The organism is Nocardiopsis trehalosi NBRC 14201, from assembly GCF_001552555.1.
GTDB classification, from domain to species: Bacteria; Actinomycetota; Actinomycetes; order Streptosporangiales; family Streptosporangiaceae; genus Nocardiopsis_B; species Nocardiopsis_B trehalosi.
In genome coordinates, this window is record NZ_BCRK01000137.1 from 1 (window position 1) to 16,749 (window position 16,749).

Annotated in this window: 17 protein-coding genes; 3 read left to right on the top strand and 14 right to left on the bottom strand. The window is 73.6% G+C overall.

Going from position 1 to position 16,749, the window contains the following annotated elements; genetic code table 11:
* Positions 1 to 50 precede the first annotated feature (50 nt).
* Complete coding sequence (locus NT8_RS20600; RefSeq protein ID WP_067972193.1) at positions 51 to 1,568, top strand: M1 family metallopeptidase; 1,518 nt, start codon at positions 51 to 53, stop codon at positions 1,566 to 1,568.
* A gap of 134 nt (positions 1,569 to 1,702) precedes the next feature.
* Here NT8_RS20600 and glmM read toward each other — a convergent pair whose 3' ends face one another.
* The 3 genes from glmM to rplM form a co-directional block, all read right to left on the bottom strand.
* Complete coding sequence (gene glmM / locus NT8_RS20605) at positions 1,703 to 3,043, bottom strand: phosphoglucosamine mutase (RefSeq protein WP_067972195.1); 1,341 nt, start codon at positions 3,041 to 3,043, stop codon at positions 1,703 to 1,705.
* A 194-nt stretch (positions 3,044 to 3,237) separates the two neighbouring features.
* Entirely contained in the window at positions 3,238 to 3,753 is a 516-nt protein-coding gene (gene rpsI / locus NT8_RS20610; RefSeq protein WP_067972197.1) for a 30S ribosomal protein S9, read from the bottom strand.
* A gap of 35 nt (positions 3,754 to 3,788) precedes the next feature.
* Complete coding sequence (gene rplM / locus NT8_RS20615; RefSeq protein WP_067972199.1) at positions 3,789 to 4,238, bottom strand: 50S ribosomal protein L13; 450 nt, start codon at positions 4,236 to 4,238, stop codon at positions 3,789 to 3,791.
* Between the two features lie 1,112 nt (positions 4,239 to 5,350).
* Here rplM and NT8_RS30975 point away from each other — a divergent pair.
* The gene (locus tag NT8_RS30975; protein ID WP_281203510.1) at positions 5,351 to 7,717 is read left to right on the top strand and encodes a hypothetical protein; all 2,367 of its coding nucleotides are present in this window, start codon (positions 5,351 to 5,353) and stop codon (positions 7,715 to 7,717) included.
* Positions 7,718 to 8,012: 295 nt separating this feature from the next.
* Entirely contained in the window at positions 8,013 to 8,642 is a 630-nt protein-coding gene (locus NT8_RS20625; RefSeq protein ID WP_067972202.1) for a class I SAM-dependent methyltransferase, read from the top strand.
* Between the two features lie 129 nt (positions 8,643 to 8,771).
* Here the strand turns inward: NT8_RS20625 and truA are convergent, their stop codons facing one another.
* The 11 genes from truA to secY all read right to left on the bottom strand — a co-directional run bounded on the left by truA (position 8,772) and on the right by secY (position 16,510).
* Positions 8,772 to 9,629, bottom strand: coding sequence for a tRNA pseudouridine(38-40) synthase TruA (truA, locus tag NT8_RS20630; protein WP_067972205.1), 858 nt, complete (start codon positions 9,627 to 9,629; stop codon positions 8,772 to 8,774).
* 97 nt (positions 9,630 to 9,726) lie between these two features.
* Positions 9,727 to 10,287, bottom strand: a complete 561-nt coding sequence (gene rplQ / locus NT8_RS20635; RefSeq protein ID WP_067972208.1) for a 50S ribosomal protein L17 — start codon at positions 10,285 to 10,287, stop codon at positions 9,727 to 9,729.
* Between the two features lie 65 nt (positions 10,288 to 10,352).
* Positions 10,353 to 11,372, bottom strand: a complete 1,020-nt coding sequence (locus NT8_RS20640) for a DNA-directed RNA polymerase subunit alpha (RefSeq protein WP_067972211.1) — start codon at positions 11,370 to 11,372, stop codon at positions 10,353 to 10,355.
* A 130-nt stretch (positions 11,373 to 11,502) separates the two neighbouring features.
* Entirely contained in the window at positions 11,503 to 11,907 is a 405-nt protein-coding gene (rpsK, locus tag NT8_RS20645; RefSeq protein WP_067972215.1) for a 30S ribosomal protein S11, read from the bottom strand.
* Positions 11,908 to 11,969: 62 nt separating this feature from the next.
* A complete protein-coding gene (rpsM, locus tag NT8_RS20650; protein WP_067972218.1) occupies positions 11,970 to 12,350 on the bottom strand; it encodes a 30S ribosomal protein S13 in 381 nt (126 codons plus the stop codon).
* A gap of 186 nt (positions 12,351 to 12,536) precedes the next feature.
* On the bottom strand, positions 12,537 to 12,650 hold the full coding sequence (gene rpmJ, locus NT8_RS20655) for a 50S ribosomal protein L36 (RefSeq protein WP_067972221.1): 114 nt from the start codon (positions 12,648 to 12,650) through the stop codon (positions 12,537 to 12,539).
* A 59-nt stretch (positions 12,651 to 12,709) separates the two neighbouring features.
* Positions 12,710 to 12,931, bottom strand: a complete 222-nt coding sequence (gene infA / locus NT8_RS20660; protein WP_017593374.1) for a translation initiation factor IF-1 — start codon at positions 12,929 to 12,931, stop codon at positions 12,710 to 12,712.
* Between the two features lie 240 nt (positions 12,932 to 13,171).
* The gene (locus tag NT8_RS20665; protein ID WP_067972223.1) at positions 13,172 to 13,627 is read right to left on the bottom strand and encodes a DUF1707 SHOCT-like domain-containing protein; all 456 of its coding nucleotides are present in this window, start codon (positions 13,625 to 13,627) and stop codon (positions 13,172 to 13,174) included.
* Positions 13,628 to 13,713: 86 nt separating this feature from the next.
* Positions 13,714 to 14,547 (bottom strand): type I methionyl aminopeptidase, encoded by an 834-nt coding sequence (map, locus tag NT8_RS20670; RefSeq protein WP_067972227.1) that lies wholly within the window; start codon positions 14,545 to 14,547, stop codon positions 13,714 to 13,716.
* Positions 14,547 to 15,185 carry an adenylate kinase gene (locus NT8_RS20675; RefSeq protein ID WP_084469139.1) on the bottom strand — a complete coding sequence of 213 codons (639 nt, stop codon included), beginning with the start codon at positions 15,183 to 15,185 and terminating at the stop codon, positions 14,547 to 14,549. The genes map and NT8_RS20675 overlap by 1 nt, the downstream gene beginning before the upstream one ends.
* Positions 15,186 to 15,196: 11 nt before the next feature.
* A complete protein-coding gene (secY, locus tag NT8_RS20680; protein ID WP_067972235.1) occupies positions 15,197 to 16,510 on the bottom strand; it encodes a preprotein translocase subunit SecY in 1,314 nt (437 codons plus the stop codon).
* Between the last annotated feature and the right edge of the window lie 239 nt (positions 16,511 to 16,749).

Consider the following 16,749-nt stretch of genomic DNA (forward strand, 5'->3'; position numbering starts at 1 on the left):
TGCCCCCGGCACGGGCGGCGGCCCCATCCCCCGCACGGAAGGACGACCACATGGCACGCAGCCGGCCCCGACTCCGCGGCGCGACGGCCCTGGCGGCGCTCCTGCTCGTCGGCGCGACCACTCCCCCCGCTGCGGCGGCCCCGGGAGACGGCATCGGCGACCCCTACTTCCCCGACTACGGCAACACCGGCTACGACGTGGCGCACTACGACCTGCGCCTGGACTACACCCCCGACTCCGACCGGCTGCGCGGCACCGCCACCCTGGTCGCCGAGGCCACCGAGGACCTCGACGCGTTCACCCTCGACTTCCTGCTCGACGTCGACTCCGTGCGCGTCAACGGCAAGCCGGCGCGGGTCGAGCGGCACGGCGACCACAAGATCCTCGTCACCCCCGCCCGGCCGGTCCGCGACGGCGGGCAGGCGACCATCGTCGTCAAGTACGGCGACGTCCCGTCGTCGGTGCGCTGGGGCGACTCCGGGCTGACGGGGTGGAACCGCACCCCGGACGGCGCCATCGCCCTCGGCCAGCCCGAGGCCGCGTGGTGGTGGTTCCCCGCCAACGACCACCCCCTGGACAAGGCCACCTTCGACGTGCGGGTCACCGTGCCCGAGGGGTACGAGGCCGTCAGCAACGGGGTCCTGACCGGGCGGTCCACCGTCGCCGGGCGCACCACCTCCACCTGGCGCCAGGACGACCCGCAGGCCACCTACCTCGCCACCCTCGCCGTCGGCCGCTACGACGTGCACCGCGACACCACCGCCTCCGGGCTGCCGGTCTACAACGCCTACAGCGAGGACCTGGGCGCCCTGGCGGGTCCGGCCCGCGCCAGCATCGAGCGCGGCGAGGAGATCCTGGAGGTGCAGGAGGCCGACTTCGGCCCCTACCCGTTCAACGCGCTCGGCGGCGTCGTCGCCGCGCCCGAGGCCGACCTCGGCTTCGCCCTGGAGACCCAGACCCGGCCGGTCTACAGCCACGCGTTCTTCGCCCGCGGCTCCAACACCTACGTGGTGGCGCACGAACTCGCCCACCAGTGGTGGGGCGACCACGTCTCCGTCGCGGGCTGGCGCGACATCTGGCTGAACGAGGGCTTCGCCAGCTACGCCGAGTGGATGTGGTCCGAGCACGAGGGCGAGGGCACCGCCCAGGAGCTGGCCGACCACGTCTACCACCTCTACCCGGCCGACGACCCGTTCTGGCAGGTCACCCCCGGCGACCCCGGCCCCGCCGACGTGTTCCACCCCGCCGTCTACGACCGGGGCGCCCTCGCCGTGCACGCCCTGCGCACCGAGATCGGCGACGACGCGTTCTCCGAGCTCCTCACCACGTGGCAGCGCGAGCACGCCCACGGCAACGCCACCGTCGAGGAGTTCATCGCCCTGTCCGAGAAGGTGTCCGGCCGGCAGCTCGACGCCCTCTACGACGCCTGGCTCTACACCCCCGGCCGCCCGGCCGCGCCCGGCGACGCGGTGTCCACCCGGTCGGCCCCGGCCGAACCCGCGTCGTGGGACGCCATCAGCGGCACCCACGCACTGCTGCACCGCGACGGCCACACCCACCACCACTAGCACCCGGGCACGCAGCTGGGCCGGGAGGACAGCAGGGCCGGAAAACAGCGGGGCCGGGACCGCCCATCGCGGTCCCGGCCCCCGTGCCGTGCGGCGCGCCCCGAGCGCGCGGCGGGCCCTATCGGCCCCGGGCGTCAGCCCAGGGCGGAGCGCACCACCCCGGCCAGGCGCTCGGCCACCTCCTGGGCGTGCGCCTCGGCGGCGGCCTCGACCATCACCCGCACCATCGGCTCGGTGCCGCTGGGCCGGATCAGCACCCGGCCGGACTCGCCCAGCTCGGCCTCCGCGGCGCCGACCGCCGCGGTCAGCTCCGGCGACGACCCCGCCCGCGCCTTATCGACCCCGCGCACGTTGATGAGCACCTGCGGCAACCGGGTCATGACCTTGGCCAGTTCGCCCAGCGCCAGCCCGCGGCGGCTCACCGCCCCCAGCAGGTGCAGGCCGGTCAGCAGCCCGTCGCCGGTGGTGGCGTGGTCGAGCAGCACCACGTGCCCGGACTGCTCCCCGCCGAGCGAGAACGCGCCCTCGTGCATGGCCTCCAGCACGTACCGGTCGCCCACCGGGGTCTCGACCACGGTGATCCCGGCCTCGCGCATGGCCAGCTTCAGCCCCAGGTTCGACATCACCGTGACGACCAGGGTCTCCTTGGCCAGGCGGCCGGCCTCCAGCATCTCCAGGGCGAGGATGCCGAGGATCTGGTCGCCGTCGACCACGGAGCCGTCGGCGGCCACCGCCAGGCAGCGGTCGGCGTCGCCGTCGTGGGCCAGGCCGGCGTCGGCGCCGTGCTCGCGGACGGCGTCGCGCAGCGTGTCGAGGTGGGTGGAGCCGCAGCCCTCGTTGATGTTCAGGCCGTCGGGGGTGTCGCCGATCGCGATGACCTCGGCGCCGGCCCGGCGCAGCGCCTCGGGGGCGACGCCGGACGCGGCCCCGTTGGCGCAGTCCACGACGACCCGCAGCCCGTCGAGCCGCTGGCCCAGCGAGTCGACCACGTGCCGGATGTAGCGCTCGGCGCCGTCCCCGGCGTCGACGACCCGGCCGACGTCGGCACCGGTGGCTCCGGCGTGGTCCTCCGCCATGGCGGCCTCGATCTCGTCCTCGACCGCGTCGGGCAGTTTGCGCCCGCCCCGGCCGAAGATCTTGATGCCGTTGTCGGGGGCGGGATTGTGGCTGGCGGAGAGCATGACGCCGAAGTCGGCGCCGGTCTCGGCGGTCAGGTACGCGACGGCCGGGGTGGGCAGCACGCCCAGGCGGACGACGTCGACCCCGGCGCCGGCCAGCCCGGCGACGACCGCGGCCTCCAGGAACTCGCCCGAGGCGCGCGGGTCGCGGCCGACGACCGCCGTGGGGCGGGTCCCGGGCGCGGTGCCGCGGGTCAGCACCCGCGCGGCGGCGGCCGCGATGCCCAGCGCCAGGGTGGCGGTGAGGTCGCGCCCCGCGACCCCGCGTACTCCATCAGTACCGAACAGCCGAGCCACGGACCGATCGCCCCTTTTCGTGTGCGGAGAGAGTGAGTGGGTGTCCGCCGCGCGGGCGGCCCGCCGACCGCGCGCGGACCGGGGGCGGGGCGCCCCCGAGAAAAGGCTTTGGCCCGCACGGGCCGCCCCGAAAGGGGGACCGGCGGGCCTGCCTGCGGCGCCGACCGGGGTCGGCGCCGTACGCGGCGGGAAACCTACCGCTTGGAGTACTGCGGAGCCTTGCGCGCCTTCTTCAGACCGGCCTTCTTCCGCTCGACCTCGCGGGCGTCGCGGGTGAGGTAGCCGGCCTTCTTCAGCGGCGGGCGGTTGTTCTCGGGGTCCAGGCCGGCGAGGGCGCGGGCGAGCCCGTGGCGCAGCGCACCGGCCTGGCCGCTGGGGCCGCCGCCGTTCAGCCGCGCGAAGACGTCGTACGCCCCCTCGAAGCCCAGGGCGACGAGCGGCTCCTTGATGAGCTGCTGGTGCACCTTGTCGGGGAAGTACTCCTCCAGGGACTTCCCGTTGACCTTCCACTCGCCGGAGCCCGGCACGATGCGCACGCGGGCGATGGCGGTCTTGCGGCGGCCGGTGCCGGCGCCGGGACCGGAGGCGGTGGGGACGTAGCCGGCGCGGGAGCCCTCAGGGGTCTCGCTGGTGTACTCGGCGGGGAACTCCTCGGAGTTCTCGTCGAGGTCCTGGGTGGCGACGTCTTCGATGCCGGTGGGCTCTGCCACGGTTCTCCTCGTGATTCCTTGAGTCTCGCGAACGCCTAGGCGGGCTGTTCGATCTTCTTCATTTCGAACGGCACCGGCTTCTGCGCCTGGTGCGGGTGCTCCGCGCCGGCGTACACCTTGAGCTTCTTGGCCATCTGGCGGCCGAGGGAACCCTTGGGAAGCATGCCCTTCACGGCCTTCTCGACGGCGCGCTCGGGGTTCTTCTGGAGCAGCTCGCTGTAGGCGACGGAACGCAGACCGCCGGGGTAGCCGGAGTGCCGGTAGGCCCGCTTCTGCTCCAGCTTCCGACCGGTGAGCGCCACCTTGTCGGCGTTGACGATGATGACGAAGTCACCGGTGTCGATGTGGGGCGCGTAGTAGGTCTTGTGCTTGCCTCGGAGCAGCGTGGCGACGTGGCTGGCCAGCCGGCCGAGCACGACATCGCTGGCGTCGATGACGTGCCACTGACGCTGGACATCGCTGGGCTTAGGGCTGTATGTGCGCACGATCGTAAGCCTTCGTCTCAGTCGGCGGGGTCCATCCCCGCGGACGGAGATGGAGAACTCGTATTTCTGGTCCGGCCGTCCGATGCGGGCGGACGGGCCGGAGGTTGGGTGCGCGGACGATGATGCGTGGTCGGCGCCCAACGAGAAGGGATGGGAACCCACGGCAACTCAACGCACAACGACGGAGTATCATATCGGCCGCACGCACTACAGGTCAAAGCGGCCCATGATCAACTGCTCATAGGCCGACCGGCGGTGACAACGCGATCCGTGAATACTCCACTCTCATTATGCCGTGCCCGCTGAGTGCTTCGTCCGCACCGGCGGCACGCTCCGCGGCCGTGCCACGGGCCCAGCACCCGGGAACCCCGGTGGCTGGGCGGGTCCGGCGCGCCCCGCCGGCCGGCGGCGGCGCCCGGGAGACGACCGTCATACCACCGACACGCACCCCGGGCCGGGCGCTAGAGTCGACAGCGAGCATAGCGCGCGCACGCCGCGCTCTCTCCCGACGCGCCGACGCGCCGCCCCGCCAGGGCGGACGCCCCGGCCGCGCCCGTGCGACGGCGGCGCGCACCCCACCCACCCATCCGACCCCCGGACGCCGGCCCCGCCCGGTCCCGGCGGGCGGCCCGGCACCGAGCGGCTATCCTCTGCGCGCGCGGCCGGGTCCCGCGGCCACCGCCGCCCGGTCCGCGGACCGGGCCGGCGGCGCCGACCCCGCCCCGCCGCGGACGCGCGCCGCGCCCCCGCCCGCCCGACCACCCCCCGCGGACGGCCGCACCGACCGCGGGCCCCGGCCCAGCGGAACGACGCCCGCCGGACGGCCGCACCGCCCCGACCACCGGGGCGGCCCGGCCCGCCCCGACCCGTAGCCGACCGCCGCCCCCAGGAAGCCCCGGAGTTCTCCCATCGCACCGCATCCGAATGAGCCCAATGACGGCCGCCCCGGCCCCGACGGCCGGCCGCAGCGGCACGACCACCTGAACCCAGGCCCCGCGGACCCGTCCGCGCACCCCGACCGGCCGCGGCCGGACTCCCCGGACTCCGGCGACCTGCTGGGCCCGGCGGGCGCCTCCGGGCCGCACGCCCCCTATGCCGGGGACGACGCCACCGTGCCCGGCTTCGGCCCCTACCCCGGCGCCGACACCACCGTGCCCGGCCCCCAGGCGCCCGGAGGCGGCCCCTCCGGCGCCCCGGGCGCACCGCCCGCCTACCGGCTGCCGGGCGCGCCCTCGGGCCCGCAGCGCCCGGCCGGGGCCGCCCCCTCCGGTCCGCAGGCCGCGGGCGCCCCGCAGTATCCCGGCGCGCCGGGGTACCCGGCGGCCCCGCAGCCCTCCTCCGGCGGCCCGTGGCCCGCGAACGAGGCGCCCGGCGGGCCGCACGCCGCCCCCTCGGGCGGGCAGCGGCCGACGGGCCCCGGAGAGCCCGGGCCCTACCGCGCCCCCACCGGCGGGCAGCCGCCGATGGGCGGCGCCACGGGCGGCCGGTCCCCCATGGGCGGCATCCCCGGCGGACAGCCCCCCACGGGCGGCCCCGGAACCCCGGGCGGCCCCGCCCGCTACCCCGGCGGACAGCCCGCGCAGCCGCCGTCCGGCGGGCAGCCCTCGATGGGCGGCCCCATCAGCGGCCAGCCCGCGTACGCCCCCTCCGGCGGGCAACCGCCGATGGGCACCCCCGGCGCCCCGCAGCACCCGACCGGCGGCCGCCCCCCGATGGCCGGCCCCACGGGCGGCCAGCCGACCCACGCCCCATCCGGCGGCCAGCCGCAGATGGGCACCCCCGGCGCCCCGCAGTACCCGGCCGACGGTGCGTATCCGCCCGCCGGCACGGGCGGGCAGCGGCCGATGGGCGGCCCTGGAGCTCCCGGGGCCCCCGGGGCCTCCACGGGCGGTCGGCAGCCGATGGACGGCGCCGTGGGAGGCCCGTCCGCCATGGGCGGCCCCGCCCCCTACCCCGGCGGGCAGCCCGCGCAGCCGCCGACCGGCGGGCAGCAGCCGATGGGCGGACCGACCGGCGGGCAGTCCCCCATGGGCGGCCCCGCCGCCGCCGGCCCCTACCCCGGCGCACCGATGGCCGACCGGCCCCCGATGGGCGGTCCCACGGGCGGCCGGCAGCCGATGGGCGGACCGACCGGCATGGGCGGTCCCATGGGCGGCCAGCCCGGTATGGGTGGGCCGACCGGCGTGCCCCCGGCGTACGGCGGTCCGCAGTCGGGCCGCCCCGCGCTCGGCCCGGCCGGACCGCAGCCGCCGCACGGGGCCCCCGACGGCCCTCCGCCCCCGCAGGGCGCCGGCGGCCCGCGCCCGATCGGCGCCGGACCGCAGCAGGCCCCGCCGCACTCCCCCTACGGCGCCCCGCCCACCGGCGGGCCGGGTGGTCCCGGCGTGCCCGGTGGTCCGGGAGCGCCGGGCGCCGGTCCCGTCCCCGGACAGCCCGGCGCCTACCCCGGTGCGCCCACCGGCGGCCAGCACCCCATGGGCGGACCCACTGGCGGTCAGCCGCCCATGGGCGGCCCCGTCGGTCACCCCGCCGGGGGCTACCCCGGCGCGCCGACGGGCGGGCAGCAGCCGCTCCAGGGCCGCATCGTGCAGCCGGGCACGGCGGTCCCCGACGCCGTCGAGGCCGAACCGGTGTTCCCGGCCGACGCGGGCGCCGCGACCCAGAACATGAACGCGGTCGTCGACGACGGGGCCACCCAGGCCATCCCGCCGGTCACCGACGACTTCGGCGGCCGCCAGATGTACCGCGACGCCCCGCGCCGGAGCGGCGGCGACCCCTCGACCGCCGAGATCGACCTCTCCGGCCTGGACGACTACGACGAGCCTCCGTCCCGCCGGCGCGGCGGCGGCAACGGCAAGAAGGTGCTGATCGCGGTCGGCTTCGTGGCGCTGCTGGCCGTGGGCGGTGGCGGGGCGTTCCTCGTGGCCACCGGCGGCGGCGGGTCGACGGACGCCGGCCTCACCGCCGAGGGCGCGCCCGACGCCCCGGTCACCCTGGAGACCGGCGGGCTGTTCCCCGAGGAGGTGGAGGTCGGCGGCGCGCCCTTCACGCTCGCCATCACCGACGACACCGGCGACTGCGACACGGCCGCGCACGGCGACTACGGGCAGGCGCTGGTCGACGCCCAGTGCCAGCAGATCGTGCGGGCCACCTACGTGAACGGGGACGGCACGCGCGCGGTGACCGTGGGGGTGGCCGCGATGGCCGGACCCGAGGACGCCGCGACGGCCCAGGACGCCCAGGACCTGGCCTCCGGGCAGTGGTTCGCCGGGCTCGCCGGCCAGGACGGCAGCGGGGCCGAGCGGATGGGCTACGCCGCCGGCCACGGCACGGGCGGCCAGTGGGGCCCGTACCTGGTGTTCGCGCTGGCGGCCAACGCCGACGGCCGCCCGGCCGAGGGCCAGGCCGACGAGCTGGCCGACCTCGGCGACGGCTTCGTCGACGCCGTTCTGGAACCCCTCGGCGAACAGGCGGGCTAGCCCGCCCCGGCTCCGCACCCGGCGGCCCGGCCCCCTCATGGGGGGCCGGGCCGCCGCGCGTGTGCCCCCCGAACTCCGCGCCCGGACCGCCCACCCTCTTCTCCGTTGATCTCGGCGTTATCTTCTCCGTTGATCTCGGCGTTATCGGAAATGGGAGCGATCCCATCCCCCGATGACGTCGAGATCATCGCAGGTGGGGGCGGAGGTGAAGGGTGGACGGGGGTCTTCGGCGGGGGTGGGGCGGTGTGGGGGCGAGGGGGCCGGGCGTGGGTGGCGGGTGCTAGCTTCGGCTCCCGTGATGGAGCACCAGGACCGGACCAGGGCCGGTTATGACGGGGTCGTCGAGCTGTACGCGTCGCTGTTCGCCGGCCGGTTGGAGGAGCAACCGTTCTCGCGGAACATGATCGGCACCTTCGCCGAGCTGGTGCGCGGGTCGGGGAACCTCCGGGCGGCCGACGTCGGGTGCGGGCCGGGGCACCTGACGGCCATGCTGCACGAGCTGGGGCTGGACGCCTTCGGGCTCGACCTCTCCCCCGCCATGGTCGACCACGCCCGGCGGGCCCACCCCAAGCTGCGGTTCGACGAGGCCCGCATGGAGGACCTGCCGGTGGAGGACGGCGCACTCGGCGGCGTGCTGGCCCACTACTCGATGATCCACACCCCGCCGGAGCACCTGCCCGCGCTGCTCGCCGAGCAGGCGCGCGTCGTGGCGCCGGAGGGCCTGCTCCTCACCTCGTTCTTCGCGACCGACGGGCCGGAACCGGTCCGCTTCGACCACAAGGTGGCGCCCGCCTACAGCTGGCCGGTGGACCTCTTCGTCCGGCAACTGGCCGACGCCGGGTTCGCCACGTTCGCCCGGCTGATCCACGACCCGGCCTCGGGACGGGGCTTCCTCGACGCCCACGTGCTGGCCCGCCGCGCCTAGACCGGACGCCCGAACGGGGCGGCGCCCGGCCGGTCCGGGCGCGCCCCGCAGCGCCGTCATCGGCGCCGTGGGGGTACCGGCCGGCTCCGCCGCCCCCTGGCCCCGAGGCCGACGGGGACGGCTCCCGGGTCAGAGGCCGGGGGTCAACGGGGGCGGAGGCGTCGGGAGGGTGCGGAGGCGGCGGGTGGCCGCCGCGCGGGACGCCAGGGCCGCGTCGTCCGGGTAGCGGATCTCCTCCAGGGTGAGGCCGTGCGGCGCGACGACGTGCACGGCGGAGTCCCGCTCCCCCGCCGCGAGCACCCGCGCCGGCCAGTCGACCGGGCGCCGCCCGTCGCCGACCGCCAGCAGCGCCCCCACGAGCGCCCGCACCATGTTGTGGCAGAACGCGTCCGCCTGCACCGTGGCCGCGTACAGGTGCGCGTCCTCCCGCGTCCACGACAGCCGCAGCAGCTCGCGGATGGTGGTCGCGCCCTCGCGCCGCCGGCAGTACGCGGCGAAGTCGTGCTCGCCCACCAGCGCGGCCGCCGCCCGGTCCATCCGGTCCGGGTCCAGCGGGCGCCGGTGCCACAGCACGTCGCGCCGGCGCAGCGGGTCGACGCCCCCGGGGGCGTCGCTCACCCGGTAGGCGTAGCGGCGGAACAGCGGCGAGAAGCGCGCGTCGAACCCCTCGGCCGCGGCCGCCACCCGGTGGACGCGCACATCGGGCGGGAGGACCCCCGCCAGGCGGCGGGTGAGCCGCTCGGCGCCCTCGGCCGCCCATACCGCCTCGGACACGTCGACGTGCGCCACCTGGCCGCGGGCGTGCACCCCGGCGTCGGTGCGGCCGCCCACGGTGAGCCGCGCCTGCGGCAGCCGCAGCACCCGGCGGAGCGCTGACTCCAGCTCCCCCTGCACCGTGCGCAGGCCGGGCTGCTCCGCCCAGCCGGAGAAGTCCGTGCCGTCGTAGGCGATGTCCAGCCGCAGCCGGACCGTCCCGTCGCCGCTCATCGGCGTCCCCTCTACGCAGCGGTGCCCGACCCCCGGGCGGGGATCGGGCACCGGACGACCACGAGCCGCGGTCCTTCGACGACCACGAAGCGCGGTCCTACTTGTCGTCGGCCTTGTCGGCCTTGACCTCGGCGTCGCCCTCGGCCTGGGCGGTGGCGCCGGCGTCCGCGGTCTGCGCGGAGGTGGTGTCCTCGGCCGGGGTGTCGCCCGCCTCGTCGGCCGACGCGTCCGCAGCGGGGGCGTCGGTCGCCGGGGCCGCGTCGGCGGCCTCGGTGCGGCGGGTGGCGGCCTTGGTCGCCGGGCCGGCCTCGACCAGCTCGATCACGGCCATGGGCGCGTTGTCGCCCTTGCGCGGACCGACCTTGGTGATGCGGGTGTAGCCGCCCTCGCGGTTCTCGTAGCGGGGGCCGATCTCGGTGAACAGCTCGTGCACGACCGACTTGTCCGCGATCTTGGTCATCACCTGGCGGCGGGCGTGCAGGTCGCCGCGCTTGCCGAGGGTGATGAGCTTCTCCGCGTAGGGGCGCAGGCGCTTGGCCTTGGCCTCCGTGGTCTTGATGCGGCCGTGCTGGAACAGCGAGGTCGCCAGGTTCGCCAGCATGAGCCGCTCATGTGCCGGGCCGGAACCCAGACGCGGCCCCTTCGTTGGCGTGGGCATGTGTGGTTCTCCTCGTGGTGCGTCCCCGGCCGTATGGGCGGCCGGGGACCATGGGCGACGAAGGTCTAGTACTGCTCGGTCTCGACGAAGGACTCGTCCTCGTCGTCGGAACCGTAGGAGTCGGCCGCGCTGCTCGGGTCGAATCCGGGCGGGGAGTCCTTGAGCGACAGCCCCATGTCGACGAGCTTCTGCTTGACCTCCTCGATGGACTTCGCACCGAAGTTCCGGATGTCCAGGAGGTCCTGCTCGGAGCGCGCGACGAGTTCGCCGACGCTGTGGATGCCCTCGCGCTTGAGGCAGTTGTAGGACCGGACGGTGAGGTTGAGGTCCTCGATGGGCAGCGCCAGGTCCGCGGCCAGGGCGGCGTCCGTGGGCGACGGGCCCATGTCGATGCCCTCGGCGTCGACGTTCAGCTCGCGGGCCAGACCGAACAGCTCGACCAGGGTCTTGCCGGCGCTGGCGACGGCGTCGCGGGGCCGGATGCTCGGCTTGGTCTCGATGTCGATGATCAGCCGGTCGAAGTCGGTGCGCTGCTCGACACGGGTCGCCTCGACCTTGTAGGTGACGCGCAGAACCGGCGAGTAGATCGAGTCGATCGGAATGCGCCCGATCTCCTGACCCGGCTGCTTGTTCTGGGTCGCCGACACGTAGCCGCGGCCGCGCTCGACCGTCAGCTCCATCTCCAGCTTGCCCTTGCCGTTGAGCGTCGCGATGTGCAGGTCGGGGTTGTGCACCTCGACCCCCGCCGGCGGCGCGATGTCGGCCGCGGTGACGGTGCCGGGACCCTGCTTGCGCAGGTACATGAGCACCGGCTCGTCGTGCTCGGAGCTGACGACCAGGCCCTTGAGGTTCAGGATGACCTCGGTGACGTCCTCCTTGACGCCGGGCACGGTGGTGAACTCGTGCTCGACGCCCTCGATGCGGATGCTGGTGACAGCGGCACCGGGGATGGACGACAGCAGGGTGCGGCGGAGCGAGTTGCCGATGGTGTAGCCGAAGCCCGGCTCCAGAGGTTCGACGACGAACTTGGAGCGGAACTCCGAGATCGACTCCTCGGTGAGCGTCGGACGCTGAGCGATCAACATGGTCCGTTTTTCCTTTCCCACGGCCGCCCGCTATTTGACGGCCACTGGACGGCCCCGCGGTCGCGGGGCCCTGTTCTCCCGGCCCCCGCCGGCCCGGAGGACGGCGGGGGCTGCGCGGTGGCGGGCCGGGTCAGACCCGGCGGCGCTTCGGCGGACGGCAGCCGTTGTGCGGGACCGGCGTGACGTCCTGGATCGAGCCGACCTCGAGGCCGGTCGCGGTCAGGGAGCGGATCGCGGTCTCACGACCGGAGCCGGGGCCCTTGACGAAGACGTCGACCTTGCGCACCCCGTGCTCCTGCGCGCGGCGCGCGGCGGCCTCGGCGGCCATCTGCGCGGCGAACGGGGTGGACTTGCGCGACCCCTTGAAGCCGACCTGCCCGGAGCTCGCCCACGAGATCACCGCACCGGTCGGGTCGGTGATGCTCACGATCGTGTTGTTGAACGTGCTCTTGATGTGAGCCTGTCCGTGGACGATGTTCTTCTTTTCCTTGCGGCGCACCTTGCGTGCGGCGCCCTGACGGCCCTTAGGCGGCATACCTCAAACTCCCAAGATCATCGGTCCGTTGGCGTTCCGGACACATGAGTGGTCCGGACGGACTACTTCTTGCCGGCCTTCTTCTTGCCGGCCACGGTCTTCTTCTTGCCCTTGCGGGTGCGGGCGTTGGTCTGCGTCCGCTGACCGCGCACCGGAAGGCCGCGGCGGTGCCGGATGCCCTGGTAGGTGCCGATCTCCATCTTGCGGCGGATGTCCGCCGTGACCTCGCGGCGGAGGTCGCCCTCGACCTTGTAGTTGGCGTCGATCCAGTCGCGGAGGCGGACGAGCTCGTCCTCGGTCAGCTCGTGGACCCGGGTGTCCGGGTTGACGCCGGTGTTGCTGAGGGTCTCGACCGCGCGGGTGCGGCCGATCCCGAAGACGTAGGTGAGAGCGATCTCGACCCGCTTGTCGCGGGGGAGGTCGACGCCGGCAAGGCGTGCCATATGGGCGAATCTCCTTCGTGCTGTCGCGGAGGTCTTTGCCCGTTCCACCCTCTCGCCGCCCAATCGACGAGGCCCCGGCCTCCGACCGGGGGTGGTCCCCTTCACAGCGAAGGGGATCGGAACGGGACGTGATGCGCCGCCGGCGGCTCAGGTGCCGTCCGGCGGTAGGCGCTCAAGAAGCGGGCGTCAGCCCTGGCGCTGCTTGTGGCGCGGGTCCGAGCAGATGACCATGATCCGGCGGTTGCGGCGGATCACTCGGCACTTCGCGCAGATCTTCTTGACGCTCGGCTGGACCTTCATGGCTTCTCCGAACTCATGCCCCGGCCGTCGCGCCGGCGGTGCCGGCCGCGACCTGCGGGCTACTTGTAGCGGTAAACGATGCGCCCGCGCGTGAGGTCGTACGGGCTCAGCTCCACGACGACACGGTCGTCGGGGAGGATTCGGATGTAGTGCATCCGCATCTTCCCGCTGATGTGGGCGAGGACCTTGTGCCCGTTGTCGAGCTCCACTCGGAACATGGCGTTGGGTAGGGACTCGATAACGGAGCCCTCGATCTCGATGGCGCCGTCTTTCTTAGCCATATCCTCCACGCTTCGCGGTCGTCCCCGCGGACGCGGGGGAGAACGAGTCGAGGGCCGCGACGGGGCGGCCCGGGACCTGTGAGCTGATCCGAACAATGTGAGATCAGGTCAACTGCACCAGCATACGCCGGGACTCGACGCGCACGCGAACGAAGCAGCTCGACCCAACAGCCCGAGTATGGGCGTAAAGAGTCTATCCGGTCCCCACCAGTGCTTCCGCCGACGCGGCACCGGCGGCGCTTAGGCGTGTCCCGTGCCGTGCCGGTTGGTGGCGCCGACCGCCAGTGTGACGAAGAGCATGACGATCCCCCACGGCCCGGCCACCCACAGGAACCACGGGTAGGTGGCGCCCTCGGCCAGGAGCAGGATCAGCCAGATGGTGAAGCACAGCGCGTTCACCCCGGCCCACAGGGCCCACGGGATGGCGAGGGCGGGGTCGCGCAGCAGCGCGCGGCGCTCGCCGCGCGGCGCCGGCGCGCGGGCCGGGTCGACCGGCAGGTCGGCGAGGTCGCGTTCGGGGAGGTCCTCGGTGAGCGGGGCGAGGTCGCCCCGGGTGCGCGCCGTGTAGGCGCTCTCCAGCCGGACGTTGAACTCGTCGGCGTCGAGCCGGCCGTGCGCGTAGTGGTCCTGGAGCAGCTTCGCCACCTGGTCGCGGTCGGCGTCGGAGACCCGGATCTCCGGCGAGTGCTCGGACATCGTCCACCTTCCTCACCGCTGCGGGGCGACCGCACCCGGCGGCCGCACCGCCCATCGTAGGCGACGCCGCCGCACCGGCGGACGGGTCAGGCGGCGAACCCCGGGTCGGGGAAGCCGAGCCCGGCGATCGTGTCGCGCTCGTCGTCGCGCGCCGTCAGCACCAGCGGCCCCTCGGCCGTGATGGCGACGGTGTGCTCGAAGTGGGCGGACCGCTCGCCGTCGCGGGTGACGACGGTCCAGCCGTCGTCGAGCTGCACGACGTGGCGCCCGCCCCGGTTGGCCATGGGCTCGATGGCCAGGCACATGCCCTCGGTGAGGAGCATGCCCTTGCCGGGCCGCCCGTAGTTGAGGACGTGCGGCTCCATGTGCATCTCGGTGCCGATGCCGTGCCCGCCGTACTCCTGGACGTTGCCGTACCGGCCGCGCGAGCGCAGGTGGCCGTCGACGGCCGCCCCGATGTCGCCGAGCCGGCGGCCGGGCCGCAGCTGAGCGATGCCGGCCCACATGGACCCGGAGCACGCCTCCAGCAGCCGCCGGTCGGCCTCGTCGGGCTCGCCGCCCACCGGGAGCGTGATGGCGGAGTCGCCGTGCCAGCCGTCGAGGATCGCCCCGCAGTCGATGGAGATGAGGTCGCCCTCGGCGAGCACCTTGTCGGCGCGCGGGATGCCGTGGACGACCTCCTCGTTCACCGACGCGCAGATGGACCCGGTGAAGCCGTGGTAGCCCTTGAACGACGGCACGGCGCCCGCGTCGCGGATGGTGCGCTCGGCGATGGCGTCGAGGTCGAGCGTCGAGACGCCGGGCCGCACCGCCGCGCGCAGCGTGTCGAGGGTGCGGGCGACCACCCTGCCCGCCGCCCGCATCTTCGCGATCTGCTCCGGGGTCTTGAGCTGGATGTCGGGTTCGGCCCTGCGGAACATCAGGACCGGTTCCCGAGCGCGGCCTTGGCCCGCGCGGTGACGTCGGCGACGCTGCCGACGGCCTCGATGGTGAGGAGGATGCCCTCGTTCTCGTAGAACTGGACGAGCGGAGCGGTCTGCTCGCGGTAGACCTCCAGGCGGTGCCGGATGGTCTCCTCCTTGTCGTCCTCGCGCTGGAACAGCTCGCCGCCGCACGCGTCGCACACGCCCGCGGTGGCCGGCGGGTCGAAGTCGACGTGCTGGACGTGGCCGCAGTTGCGGCACGACCGCCGACCGGAGAGCCGCTTGACGACCTCCTCCTCGTCGACCCGGAGTTCGAGCACCGCGTCCAGGCGCTCGTCGAGGTCGCCGAGGATCTTGTTCAGGGTCTCCGCCTGCGCCACGTTGCGCGGGAAACCGTCGAGGAGGAAGCCGCCCTGGGCGTCCTCCTGGGCGAGGCGGTCGCGCACCATCGCGTTGGTGACCTCGTCGGGGACGAGGTCACCCCGGTCCATGTAGGCCTTCGCCTGCTTCCCGAGCTCGGTGCCACCGCTGACGTTGGCACGGAAGATGTCACCGGTGGACACCTTCGGAATCGACAATTCTGACGCCAGGATCTGGGCCTGGGTGCCCTTACCGGCCCCCGGGGGTCCCACCAATACGGCACGCACTATCGCAGAAAACCTTCGTAGTTCCTCTGCTGGAGGTGACTCTCGATCTGCTTCACCGTGTCCAGCCCGACACCGACCATGATCAGGATGCTCGTGCCGCCGAAGGGGAAGCTCTGGGAAGCACCCGAGCTGCCCATCGCGATCATCGGAAGCAGAGCGATCAGACCCAGGTACAGCGATCCGGGCGTCGTCAGCCGCGTCAGGACGTAGTCGAGGTACTCGGCGGTCGGACGCCCGGGCCGGATACCCGGGATGAACCCACCGTACTTCTTCATGTTGTCGGCCACTTCAGCGGGGTTGAAGGTAATGGCCACATAGAAGAAGGCGAACCCGACGATCATGACGAAGAACGCGGCCATGTAGACGGGGTGCGTGCCGGTGACGAAGTACTCGTTGAGAAAGTTCACAACGGCGTTGTCGGAGTCCTGGCCGAGCAGGCCGATGGCCAGCTGGGGCAGGTAGAGCAGCGACGACGCGAAGATCACCGGGATGATGCCGGCCTGGTTGACCTTCAGCGGGATGTAGGTGGAGCTGCCGCCGTACATGCGCCGGCCCACCATGCGCTTGGCGTACTGCACCGGGATGCGGCGCTGCGCCTGCTCGATGAAGACCACGCCCGCGATGAGGATGAGGCCGGCGGCGCAGATCAGCGCGAAGACCCAGGTCTCCTGCTCCTGGTACATCGTGGAGATGGACGACGGGAACAGGGCGATGACCGTGGTGAAGATGAGCAGCGACATGCCGTTGCCGACACCGCGCTCGGTGATCAGCTCGCCGAACCACATGATGATGCAGGTGCCCGCGGTCATCGTGAACACGATGGTGACCAGGGTCAGCAGGTCCTGGTTGGGCATGTACGACGAGACCGGGATCTGCCCCTGGAAGAGCTGGCCGGTGCGCGCCATGGCGATGATGCTGGTCGACTGCAGGACCGCGAGGGCCAGGGTCAGGTACCGCGTGTACTGCGTGATCTTGGTCTGACCCGCCTGCCCCTCCTTCTTCAGCGCCTCGAGCCGGGGGATCACCACCGTGAGCAGGTTGATGATGATGCTCGCGGTGATATAGGGCATGATGCCCAGCGCGAACACGGCGAGTTGCAGCAGGGCGCCGCCGCTGAAGAGGTTGACCAGCGCGTAGACCCCGGAGGAGTCGGCGGCCTGGACCGCCTCGAGCTGGTCGCGGATGGCCGCGGAGTTGATGCCCGGGGCGGGGATCACCGAGCCGAGGCGGTAGATGGTCAGGATGAACAGCGTGAACAGCAGCTTGTTACGCAGGTCAGGCGTGCGGAACGCACGGACGAACGCACCTAGCACGTCTCCTCCTGCGAGGCTTCGGCGGCGGAACCGGTTCGAGACATCGCGGCCGATCCAGAATCGTCGTTGAGCGTCAGCACCGGGCGTCCGCCCGGCACTCGGAAGTCATCGGTGAAGCAGTATTGAACTGTAACAGCGAATCGGCGGCGAGGCGGGATCGCTCCGGTAACAAGCCGTATCCGCACGGTCGCCGCGCAGTGCTCTCGGTGACGGCCCGCCACAAGCACGCGGGGGCGCCC